The organism is Acidobacteriota bacterium (genome assembly GCA_030949985.1).
Lineage (GTDB): Bacteria > Acidobacteriota > Polarisedimenticolia > J045 > J045 > JALTMS01.
In genome coordinates this window covers 70,876-81,788 of record JAUZRX010000044.1, presented here as the reverse complement: position 1 = coordinate 81,788, position 10,913 = coordinate 70,876, and the positions used below count along the sequence as shown (strand labels likewise).

Sequence of the window (10,913 nt, the reverse complement as noted above, 5' to 3'; positions counted from 1 at the left end):
AGCACTTCTCAGATCCCGAACTCGGCCAGTTCCGTCAGAGCCTCGGGGCTCAGGACCGGGGGCGAGTGTCGGAAGAGTTCGAAATCACAGACTTCGAGAATCTGCTGCTTACCGAAAACCGAGACGTCTCCGTAGATCGAGGCTGCCTCCCGGAGCAGGGGATGCACCAGCACCCGACCGCTGGCGTCCACGGTGCTTTCCCGGCCCCAGAAGCTGGTGGTTTGGAGGTAGAGGTCCACTGAAGGCCGGGTGGTGGGGAGTTCGAGAATCTTCGCTTCGAGCCGCTCCCAGACCGGCAGGGGGTAGATCAGGGCTCGCCGGCCGTCGCGGGAGGTGACGAAGACACGCCGACTCTCGCCGCTGAGTTCCAGGAATGTCTCGAGGAACTCCGCGGGGATCTTCAGACGCCCCTTACTATCAACTTTCGCCCTGGCGTGGCCGCGCAGCATCGAAGCTCCAGTGCCCTCCGCTCCGAGAGCAGCGGAAAACAGCGAAGGATTGCGGGGCGTTCCGGGCACCGTCCCGGTGGAGAAACCGCATGGTCCACCCAGTATGGGCCACTTGGTTCCACCTTTTCCCACTTCTTCCCACGGGGATGCTACGGAAAAGCCATTCCGATGTCAACGAGGAAAACCGGCTCATGGCGGACCCTTCCGGCCGTGACACGGCGAACGGCGGCCGGGGCCGCCGTTCCACGTGCCCGAGGAAGGGCACAAAGGGGGGTCGGGGGAGGTTCAGCCGCTGGACCGGGTGTTGTCGCCCGTGCCGCCTTCCGGAACCTCCTCGTCACCACCGATGGTGAAGGTGGGGAGTGGATCCGGGCCGTTGGTGCCGCCTCCCGGGCGGGGCTTTTCCACCGGGCGGATGTCGATCTCGGAGCGTCCGGTCGCCGGGTCGATCTGGAGGAAGCCGACTTCCAGGTCCGCGCCCGTATCGAAGAAGTTGGGCTGCCGTCCGTGGGCGTCGGGCAGGCTGAGCTGGACCGGGGCGCTCCACTCACCGTCGAGGAAGAAGGAGAGCAGGACCCGGTCGAAGGAGGTCGGATCGTCGTCGGCGCCGGCCTGCCACCAGCCCAGTACCGGCGTGCCGTCGGCCATGAAGGCGATGCGGGGATCCCGGTCGTCCCGCCGGTTGTACACGCCGACCAGCACCGGAACCGACCATGTGTCACCGATAGAGCGGGTTATGGCGATGTCCGTCTCGGCGCCGTTGTCGTAGGCCCAGACGGCCCACATGGTGCCCGTGGGATCGACGGTCATCGAGATGGGGCCGTCGGTGGGGCCGAGGTAGTAGGGAGCCTTGTCGTGGGGCAGCATGCCCCCGGGAGCGGACGCGCCCAGCGCAGGCAGGGTGGCCAGGGAGAGCATCATCGTGAGGAGAACCAGCCGGCGGGTCATTTCTTGCCCCCTTTCTCAATGAAGCGATCGAAGTCCCGGACCTCCGGCAGGTTCTGCTCGAGGTGCGGGCGCAGGTATTTCATCCGGCCGAGGGCGATCTTCGCCTCGGCGCTGTTGTCTTCGGCCAGCGACACCTTCCACAGGTAGTAGGCATTGAGGAAGAGGATGTCGACGTATTGCACCTCACCGTTGGAGGCGATGGCATTGGATTCGCGGAGATACTGGCGAGCCTTGGCGAAATCGCCGCTGCGGAAGAAAGTCTCCGCCAGCCAGGCGCAGGCCGAGGCGACGGTCCAGCGGTGTCCCTGCCGCCGGGCCTCGTCGCGGGCGTCCATCAGCAGGCGCACGCCTTCGCGGACTTGGCCCCGGGCGGCGTAGATCGGCCCCAGGTTCAGCTTGACCTTGAGGGCCTCGTGATCGTCCTTCAGCTCCCGGTAGAGCTTGAGGGCCTCGTGCAGGTGCTCGAGGGCCAGGTCGAGGTCCTTCCGGTCCTGGAAGATCCGGCCCAGGGCGTGGTGGGACTGGGCGGTCAGGAGCCGGTCATCCGCGCGCCGGGCGATTTCCAGCGAGCGGGTGGCTTCCATCTCGGCCAGGAGGAAGTCTCCGAAGCTGCTGTGGACATTGCTCAGCTGCAGCAGGGCCCGGACCAGGGTGCCCTCTTCGAGGTGCTTGCCCAGCCGGAGGAGCTGGCGAATTTCGTATTCGCTGAGGGAAACCTTGCCCATGCGGTAGAGCACGATGGCCGAGGCCAACCGTGCCTTGGCGATGAAGCGTGCCTGTTCTCCGGCGGGATCGTCGTCGCAGCCCTGTTCGATCAGGGTGCGCGCCTTCTGGTAGTGGGCGTAGGCGCGCCCGTAGTCGCCAAGATGGAACTCGGCATGGCCCGCCTTCATCAGCTCGATCGCGTCGTCGCCCTCGGGGAGGTGCTTTTCGAGCTCTTCGAGATCGACCACGTCCGAGAACGTCTGGATCGAGACGTTGAAGATCCGGGCCAGAGTGCGCAGCTTGTCGAAGGAGGGGTAGCAAACCCCCTTTTCATAGCGGGAGAGCTGGGAGTTGTCGATCTCTCCCCCATGCATGCGGGCCTTTTCCTCGACTTTGCGCAAGGAGTAGCCGTAGCCGACCCTCAAGCTTCGGAGGTAGCCTCCGAGCCTGGGGCTGCCTTTGAGCTCCGCCATCGACGCCCCTTTCGAGGGGCGGCGGTCCAGTCGCCTGCTCACTGCCGCGTGACCCATGTTGCCCACCTCCGCTGGAACATGTACCACGGACGCCATGCCCGTTGCGTCGGGATGGGCGCTTCTTGCGGCAAATCAGCAGCATCTCCGCCGCCCAGGATAGCTCGCCGCTTCTTCCCCGAGATCTCCATCGGAGCTGCCCCTAGAGGATACCGTCAAATTCCGATCCTGGCGGGGGGAAAACCCGGAGTTTGTCCCCAAAAGGGTACGCCGATTTGACGCCGAGCCCGGGAGCCGGCACAATCCCCCGCGGGTGTTCGCCCCCAAGGCCCGGGGCGACGCCGGGAGAAGCCCTGTTGATCCCCAGAGGCGCCGCGTCGTCTTCCGATCGCCAGGTCCGTCGACTGCTCCTGCGGGCCGTGCTGCTCTACCTGGTGTTGGTGTCGGCCAACGTGGGGATCATCGGTTGGCTCTACTTCCACCAGTTCGACCAGCGCATGATCCAGACCAAGCTGCTCGACACCCTGGACCAGGCGGGAAATCTCGCGCGGATCATCGCCGAGGAAGTGGGGCCGGCGGGCAACATCGACTACGTCAGAGTGCAGCGTCGGAAGGACGTGCTGGCCCAGGTGATCGGAGAGGAGCTTTCGCGGATCCAGATCGTCGAAAGCCTGGACGTGCTGACTCCCGACGGCCGCTTGCTGCTCCACATGGACCGCCCCATCGGTAGTGGCGGGCGGATCTCCCTGATCGGCCAGGCCTTTTCCGGTGCCGCGCCGCCCAGTCCCGACTCGCCGCCCCCGTTGCTGCCGAGCCTGCTCTCGGGTCAGCAGATCCGTCTCGTGGGCTCGCGTTCCGAGCGGGCGCTGCAGGTTCCCCTGGGGGGCGGACGGGGGACCCTGCTGCTGGGCGTAGCCCCCGACGTGATGAGTCGGGAGGTCGGCCGGCTGCGCCGCGAGTCGGTTTTCATTCTCCTCGCCGGCGGGCTGATCAGCCTGCTGCTGCTGGTCGTCGCCTTCCTCTACGTGCTGCGCCTGATTCAGCGGACCCGGCGCCTGGAGCGGGAGACCCAGCAGGCCGAGAACCTGGCCTATATCGGCACTCTCGCCTCGGGTCTGGCCCACGAGATCCGCAATCCCCTCAACGCGATGAACATCAACCTGCAGATGCTCGAGGAAGAAATCGCCGAAGGCTGCGTGGACGAGGAGGCCGTGATCCTCTTGCGCTCGAGCCGCGAGGAGGTGCTGCGCCTCGAACGGCTGGTCAAGGACTTCCTCGCCTTCGCCCGACCGACACGGGCTCAGCGGCGGGAGGTGGCGCCGGTGGACCTGGTGGCGGATGTGGTGCGCTTCGTCCAGCCCCAGTTCGAAGCGGCCCTGGTAGACCTCGGGCTGATCCACGAGGAAGGTGCGCCCACGATCAAGGTCGACGCCGGCCAGATTCGCCAGGCCTTGCTCAATATTCTCCAGAACGCCCTGGAGGTCAGTGATGCCGGGGGGCGCGTGGAAGTGCGCGTGGGGGCCACGGCACAGGGTGAAGCGCGGATCCAGGTCTGTGACCAGGGCCCCGGTATACCCGAAAAGGAGCGGGAGCAGATCTTCGACGTGTTCTGGTCGAAGAAGCCGGCGGGCACCGGTCTCGGGCTGCCCATCGCCCAGCGCTTCGTCCAGGCCCACGGGGGCAGGATCGAAGTCGTCAGCGCAAAGGGCAAGGGAAGCTGTTTCACGATCATCCTGCCCTCCGCCCTGGTGGACGAGGTCGAGCCGCTGGAAACTCCCGACGCCGGGGTGCCGGCCGGCGGGGATCCGGCATGAGCGGGATTCCCGCGGAAGTCCGTTCGCGGGTCCAGTGGCTGCGGGATGAGCTCTGGCGCCACCGCGCCCTGTACTATGTCGAGGCGCGACCCGAGATCAGCGATGGCGAATACGACGCGCTCGAACAGGAACTGCGCCGTCTCGAAGAGCGCTACCCCGCGCTGATCACCGACGATTCGCCCACGCGCCGGGTCGGGCACCCCGTGGAGGGGGAGTTCCCCCAGGTGCGCCACGAAGTGCCCATGCTCTCGCTGGACAACGTCTACAGCGAGGATGAACTGCGGGAGTGGAAGCAGCGTCTCGAGCGTGTTCTCGGTGGCCGGAGCGTGCCCCTCTGGTCGGTGGAGCACAAGATCGACGGGGTTTCGGTGGACCTGCTCTACGAGGACGGCAAACTGGTCCGGGCCGTCAGCCGCGGAGATGGGCGGGTGGGTGAGGAGATCACCCCCAACGTCCGCACCATCCGCTCGCTGCCGCTGCGCCTGGGGGGCGGCGTGCGCGAGCTGGTCGCCCGGGGAGAGGTCTACTTCCCGCGGCAAGACTTCGAGGCCTTCAACCGGGAGCGGGAGAAGGCCGGGCAGGCGCCCTTCGCCAATCCCCGCAACGCCGCGGCGGGCACGCTGCGCCTGCAAGATCCGGCTCTCGTCGCCCGGAGGCCCCTGGCGATCCAGCTCTGGCAGGTGCTTCGCGTCGATGGCCGGCGGATCGAATCCCACAGCCGCGGCCTGGACCTGGCCGAGAGCTGCGGGTTGCCGACCAATCCCCATCGGCGTGTGCTTGGGGATTTCGGCGAGGTCTGCGCCTACATCCGGCGTTGGGCCGAAGAGAGGGGGGGGCTGCCCTACGAGGTCGACGGCATCGTGGTCAAGGTCGACGCGTTGAGTCTCCAGCAACAGGCCGGAGCCACGGCTCGCGCCCCCCGTTGGGCGATCGCCTTCAAGTATCCCGCCGAGCAGGCGACCACCCGACTGCTGGACGTGAACGTGCAGGTGGGACGCACGGGAGTCCTGACTCCCGTCGCCCGCCTCGAGCCGGTGCTCCTGGCGGGCAGTCGCGTCTCCCGTGCCACGTTGCACAATTTCGAGGAGATCGCCCGCAAGGATATCCGCGTCGGTGACGTGGTGATCGTCGAAAAGGGCGGCGAGGTGATTCCCAAGGTGGTCGGCCCCGTGCTGTCTCGGCGCGGGGAAGACGTGCGCGTCATCGAGCCCCCCGAGCGTTGCCCGGCTTGTGGGGGTGACGTGGTGGCCACCCCCGGCGAGGTGGCCCTGCGCTGTGTCGCCCCGGACTGCCCGGCACGGCTCAAGGAATCCCTGCGTCACTTCGCCAGGCGCTCGGCGATGGACATCGAGGGCCTTGGTCCCGCGCTGATCGAACAGCTCGTGGCCCGGGGCCTGGTGCGCAGCGTGGCGGATCTCTATGGCCTCGACGAGGCGACCCTGGCCCGGCTCGAGCGGATGGGGAGCAAGTCCGCTGCCAATCTGCTGGCGCAGATCGATGCCAGCCGCCGGCAACCCCTGCAGCGAGTCCTGGCGGCCCTGGGTATCCGCCACGTGGGAGGGGGGGCGGCCCTGACACTCGCCCGCGCCTTCGGCTCCCTCGGGGAAATCCTGTCCGCGGTGGAAGCGGACGACGCCGAGGAGCGTCTGGCCGCGCTCGAAGATATCGGGCCGGTCACGGCGCGTTCGGTGGTGAGTTTCTTCCGGTGTCCTGCGACACGGGAATGGACTCGCCGGCTGGTCGAGGCGGGGGTCGGCGGCCGCCCGGCGCCGCCCGCCGCTGCGTCGTCGGCCCACCCGTTGGCCGGCAAGAGAGTGGTTCTGACGGGAACCTTGCCGCGGCCGCGGGGCGAGGTCAAACAGCGACTCGAAGAAGCCGGCGCGAAGGTCACCGCCGCCGTCAGCGCCAAGACGGACCTGCTGGTCGCCGGCGAAGACCCTGGCGGCAAACTGTCGCGGGCGCGCGAACTCGGCATCCGCGTCGTGGACTGGCCGACGCTCGCCCGCTGGTTGGAGATGGAGGCATGAAGGACAAGGTCAAGGGGCGGATCATCATCGTCGATGACGATGCCGGCGGGAGAATCGCCATGGCCAAGGCCCTGCGCCGGGTGGACTACCAGGTCGACGCTTTCGGCGACGGCCTCGAGGCGTTGGCTTTCCTGCGCGAACACCCGGACGTGGAGTTGGTCATCACCGATCTGCGTATGCCGGGCCTCGACGGCCTGGAGGTCCTGCGTCGGGCGAGGGAGATGGTTCCCGACGTCGGCGTGCTGATGATCACGGCCTTCGGATCGGTGGAGACGGCGGTGGGGGCGATGAAGGACGGGGCCGCCGACTTCCTCGAAAAGCCGGTGAAAAATATCGATCTTCTGCGGGCCCGGGTGCGCCACCTGGTGGAAAAGGTCCAGCTCGCCCGGGAGATCAGCGAATACCGGGCCGTGCGCAGCACGCTCGACAGCCAGGGGTCGTTCGAAGGCATGATCGGCACCTCGCCTCCCATGCTGGAACTGTTCCGCAAGATCCAGCAGGTTTCCGCCGCCCGGTCCTCGGTACTGATCCTCGGAGAGTCCGGTACGGGCAAGGAACTCGTAGCCCGGGCGATCCATCGCCATTCTCCGCGCAGTCGGGAGACCTTCCTGCCGGTGGACTGCGCGGCGATTCCGGCCGAGATCCTCGAATCCGAACTCTTCGGCCACGAACGCGGAGCGTTCACCGGGGCCCAGGCACGCAAGCCGGGCAAGTTCGAGCTGGCCGATCGGGGAACGCTCTTCCTCGACGAACTCGGTGAACTGCCTTTGCCGCTGCAGAGCAAGTTGTTGCGGGTTCTCGAGTCCCAGACCTTCATGCGGGTCGGCGGCACCCAGGAGATGCGGGTCGATGTGCGCCTGCTGGCGGCGACCAACCGGGATTTGTTGGCGATGGCCGAGGCCGGGCAATTCCGTGCGGATCTCTACTACCGGCTGGCCGTCGTCACCCTGCGGATCCCACCGCTGCGGGAGCGGCCGGAAGACATCCCCGTGCTGGCGGCGAGTTTCATCGATCGCTTCGCCGACGAGAACGATCGTCCGGCGCCCGAACTGACACCGGAGACGCTGCAGGTCCTCAAGCGCGCCGCCTGGCCGGGCAACGTACGAGAGTTGCGCAACCTGATGGAGTCCTTCGTGATTCTCCACGCGGGTCAGCGGATCGAGCCCCATCACCTGCCCGAAGAGGTGCGCGGCAGCGTGGGAGAAGTCTTACCCGCGTTGGGGACGTTCCTCGGCCCCTCTTCCACGGGCCTGGCGGGCAAGACCATGGAGGAAGTGGAGCGGGAGGCCATCCTGCGGACCCTCGAGATCACCGCCGGCAACCGAACCCAGGCCGCGGAGATGCTGGGCATCGGACTGCGGACTCTCCAGCGCAAGATCAAGCAATACCGCAAAGACGGCTATGCCGTCACCGAATCGGACACGGGGGTTGAATGAGTGGTTGGCACGATTTCCCGCCGGAGGGCAGTCTGGAGTCGGGAATCGCCAGCAAGGGGGCCGGGCCACAGGACCGGCGCCCCGGGAGGTTGAGTTCATGAGTCGCGGACAATTCGTCGTTCTGACCATTTTGTTGACGGCTGCGGTGCTGACCGGTGCGGTGGCCGGCGTGGCCGTGCTCGGGCCCTGGGGTGCGGTCTCGGCCCAGGAACTCCAGCTCGCTCCCCCCCCCTCGCCGGCTTCCGCGGTGGTGGCCCCTTCTTTCGCCGACCTGGCGGAGCGGGCGATCCCGTCGGTGGTCCTGGTGCGTAACACCACCATCACGCGGGAGGACCCCCACGCCCAGCTGCCCTTCTTTCGTCGTTTCTTCCGGGAACCCTTCGGCGATGGGCAGGCGCCGGAGCGCGCGCCTGAGCGGCGTCAGGAGTCCAGCGGCTCCGGTTTCTTCATCACCGAGGACGGCTACCTGCTGACCAACCGGCACGTCGTCGATGGCGCGGATCGCCTCGAGGTCTGGGATGTCGACGACAACAGCTACCCGGCCAAGCTGGTGGGTATCGATCCGGCCCTGGATCTGGCCCTGCTGAAGGTCGAAGGCAAGGGTTTTCCCGCCCTGCCCCTGGGCGACAGCGAGGCGCTGAGGGTGGGCGAGTGGGTCGTGGCCATCGGCAACCCGATCGACTTTCGTTCGAGTGTGACCGTCGGCGTGGTCAGCGGCAAGGGTCGACAGATCAACTTCGATCCACGGGACTTGGGCTCCTACATCCAGACCGACGCCGCGATCAACTTCGGCAATTCGGGCGGCCCCCTGCTCAATGCGCGCGGTGAGGTCGTGGGCATCAACACGGCGATCATTCGCGGCGCGGGCAATCCCCTGATGAGCGGCGCGGCCAACACGATTCAGGGCATCGGTTTCGCCCTGCCGATCTCCAAGGTCAAGCCGGTGCTGGACCAGTTGGTTCGTACCGGCACGGTCAAGCGTGGCTACCTGGGCGTGTCCGTTCAGCCGGTGGACGAGGAGCGGGCCGACTATCTCGGCCTCGATCGGCGTCGCGGTGCCTACGTGGCCCGTGTCGAGAAGGGCATGCCGGCGGACAAAGCGGGAATCCAGGAAGACGACGTGATCCTCGCTGTCGACGGCAACGAGGTGAAGGATTCGGCCCACCTGGTCGATCGCATTGCCTCCAAGGCCCCCGGTGAAACGGTGAAGCTGACGATCTGGCGTGACGGTCACGAGGTCGAGGTCAGTGTCGAACTCGGTGTGCGTCCCACCGCCGGCGACGAGCCCCCGCCCGCGATGGAGGAAGAGCCTGACGAAGAAGGACAGGTGACCGACCTGGGCATTTCCGTCACCCCGCTGCCGCGTTCGATGCGCGAGAGCCTCGAGAAGGCCGGCATCCGCGGCGTGCTGATCACCCACGTGGACGTGGCTTCCAACGCCTACGAAAAGGGCCTGCGTGAGGGCCAGGTGTTGATGGATATCAACGACATGCCGGTGCGCACCCTCGACGAATACCGAAAGGCCGCGGCGAAGGTCAAGCCGGGGCAGGTGGTCAAGGCCCGCATCGCCTTTTCCGGAGGGGACAAGATCCTGGTCTTCTTCCGGGCGCCCTCCGGCGACGAATGACCGATGGCTCCCCGGGAAGGGGGTAAGCCCCCCCTGGTTCTCGTCGCCGATGACGAGAAGGCCATTCGCGAGAGCCTGAGGGTCGTTCTGGAGGACGAGGACCGTTATCGCGTATCCGAGGCGGCGGGCGGTGAGGAAGCCGTGAGGATGACCCTCACCCGTCCGCCGGACGTTCTCCTGCTCGACATTCGTATGCCGGGTCTCGACGGTCTCGAGGCCCTGCGCCGGATCCGACAGGCCGGTGCGGACGTGCCGATCCTGATGATCTCGGGGCATGCGACGATCCGCACCGCCGTCGAGGCGCTGCGGGCCGGGGCGCAGGATTTCCTCGAAAAACCCCTCGAGCGGGAGGTCGTGCTGCGTCGTGTCGAGGGTGTTCTCGAACGCTCGCGCCTGCGCGAAGAAGTACGCGCCCGCAGTGAACACGAAGAAGAGCGCTGGCGCATGGTGGGCGAGAGCCCTCCCATGCGCCGGGTGCGGGAGATGATCCGCAAGGCCGGGCCGACGCAGGCGACGGTCCTGATCACAGGAGAGTCCGGGACGGGCAAGGAACTCGTCGCGCGGGCGATCCACCAGGCTTCCGATCGCCGGGATCGGCCCTTCGTCCGGGTCAACTGCGCGGCGATCCCCGAAGACCTGATCGAATCGGAGCTCTTCGGACACGAGAAAGGGGCCTTCACGGGAGCCACGGCCCGACAGAAGGGGCGCTTTGCCAGGGCTCACTCCGGGACGATCTTCCTCGATGAAATCGGTGACATGTCTCTCAAGACTCAGGCCAAGGTGTTGCGAGCCCTGCAGGACGGAGAGATCGAGCCGGTGGGGGCGGGGCGGCCGATGATGGTCGACGTGCGGGTGATTGCCGCGACGAACAAGTCGCTGCGGGAAGAAATCGCCGCCGGGCGCTTCCGTGAAGATCTTTTCTACCGCCTGAGCGTCCTGCCGATTCATCTACCCCCGTTGCGGGAGAGGCGGGAAGACATACCTCTCCTGGTCGAGCACCTGGTAGGGCTGATCTGCAAGGAGAACAATTTCCGGCCACGACGCATGACTGCGGCGGCCATGGAGGTGCTGGCGTCCAGGCCCTGGCCCGGCAACGTGCGTGAACTTCGCAACTATCTCGAGCGGGCGCTGATCCTTGGACCTCCAGGCGAGATCGATGCCGCCGATCTCCCCGTGTCGGGAGAATTGGAAACTCCGGCGGCCGACGCTCTTTTCTCCGTGTCGAGCCTGCGCGAGTTCAAGGAGATGGCGGAAAAGGCCTACCTCGAGCGCAAGTTGCAGGAGAACGGCTGGAACATCACCCGCACCGCCCAGGCCATCGGCACGCCCCGCTCCAATCTCTACAAGAAGCTCGAACAGTATGCGTTGACCCGCAGGGGGGGCGGCGAGCCGGAGTAGACCGGACGTGACAAGCCGGAAAGTACAGGTAAGATCGGC

General features: G+C 66.8%; 8 protein-coding genes. 5 read left to right on the top strand and 3 right to left on the bottom strand.

The window, feature by feature from the left end; genetic code table 11:
* Nucleotides 1-8: 8 nt before the first annotated feature.
* The 3 genes from Q9Q40_10380 to Q9Q40_10370 all read right to left on the bottom strand — a co-directional run bounded on the left by Q9Q40_10380 (nt 9) and on the right by Q9Q40_10370 (nt 2,575).
* Entirely contained in the window at nt 9-449 is a 441-nt protein-coding gene (locus tag Q9Q40_10380; protein MDQ7007629.1) for a division/cell wall cluster transcriptional repressor MraZ, read from the bottom strand.
* Nucleotides 450-734: 285 nt separating this feature from the next.
* The gene (locus Q9Q40_10375; GenBank protein ID MDQ7007628.1) at nt 735-1,397 is read right to left on the bottom strand and encodes a hypothetical protein; all 663 of its coding nucleotides are present in this window, start codon (nt 1,395-1,397) and stop codon (nt 735-737) included.
* Entirely contained in the window at nt 1,394-2,575 is a 1,182-nt protein-coding gene (locus Q9Q40_10370) for a transcriptional regulator (protein MDQ7007627.1), read from the bottom strand. The genes Q9Q40_10375 and Q9Q40_10370 overlap by 4 nt, the downstream gene beginning before the upstream one ends.
* A gap of 353 nt (nt 2,576-2,928) precedes the next feature.
* On the opposite strand from Q9Q40_10370, the gene Q9Q40_10365 reads away from it, so the two are divergent.
* From Q9Q40_10365 to Q9Q40_10345, 5 genes are all read left to right on the top strand, one after another.
* Nucleotides 2,929-4,386 (top strand): ATP-binding protein, encoded by a 1,458-nt coding sequence (locus Q9Q40_10365; protein ID MDQ7007626.1) that lies wholly within the window; start codon nt 2,929-2,931, stop codon nt 4,384-4,386.
* Nucleotides 4,383-6,413 carry an NAD-dependent DNA ligase LigA gene (ligA, locus tag Q9Q40_10360; protein MDQ7007625.1) on the top strand — a complete coding sequence of 677 codons (2,031 nt, stop codon included), beginning with the start codon at nt 4,383-4,385 and terminating at the stop codon, nt 6,411-6,413. The genes Q9Q40_10365 and ligA overlap by 4 nt, the downstream gene beginning before the upstream one ends.
* The gene (locus tag Q9Q40_10355; GenBank protein ID MDQ7007624.1) at nt 6,410-7,849 is read left to right on the top strand and encodes a sigma-54 dependent transcriptional regulator; all 1,440 of its coding nucleotides are present in this window, start codon (nt 6,410-6,412) and stop codon (nt 7,847-7,849) included. The genes ligA and Q9Q40_10355 overlap by 4 nt, the downstream gene beginning before the upstream one ends.
* Before the next feature lie 97 nt (nt 7,850-7,946).
* Nucleotides 7,947-9,476, top strand: a complete 1,530-nt coding sequence (locus tag Q9Q40_10350) for a Do family serine endopeptidase (GenBank protein ID MDQ7007623.1) — start codon at nt 7,947-7,949, stop codon at nt 9,474-9,476.
* Nucleotides 9,477-9,479: 3 nt separating this feature from the next.
* The gene (locus tag Q9Q40_10345; protein MDQ7007622.1) at nt 9,480-10,874 is read left to right on the top strand and encodes a sigma-54 dependent transcriptional regulator; all 1,395 of its coding nucleotides are present in this window, start codon (nt 9,480-9,482) and stop codon (nt 10,872-10,874) included.
* Nucleotides 10,875-10,913: the final 39 nt, after the last annotated feature.

Coding starts and splice junctions, on each gene's coding strand:
- Q9Q40_10380 (MDQ7007629.1), bottom strand. CDS start 449: ATGCTGCGCGGCCACGCCAGGGCGAAAGTTGATAGTAAGGGGCGTCTG.
- Q9Q40_10375 (MDQ7007628.1), bottom strand. CDS start 1,397: ATGACCCGCCGGCTGGTTCTCCTCACGATGATGCTCTCCCTGGCCACC.
- Q9Q40_10370 (MDQ7007627.1), bottom strand. CDS start 2,575: ATGGCGGAGCTCAAAGGCAGCCCCAGGCTCGGAGGCTACCTCCGAAGC.
- ligA (MDQ7007625.1), top strand. CDS start 4,383: ATGAGCGGGATTCCCGCGGAAGTCCGTTCGCGGGTCCAGTGGCTGCGG.
- Q9Q40_10355 (MDQ7007624.1), top strand. CDS start 6,410: ATGAAGGACAAGGTCAAGGGGCGGATCATCATCGTCGATGACGATGCC.
- Q9Q40_10350 (MDQ7007623.1), top strand. CDS start 7,947: ATGAGTCGCGGACAATTCGTCGTTCTGACCATTTTGTTGACGGCTGCG.
- Q9Q40_10345 (MDQ7007622.1), top strand. CDS start 9,480: ATGGCTCCCCGGGAAGGGGGTAAGCCCCCCCTGGTTCTCGTCGCCGAT.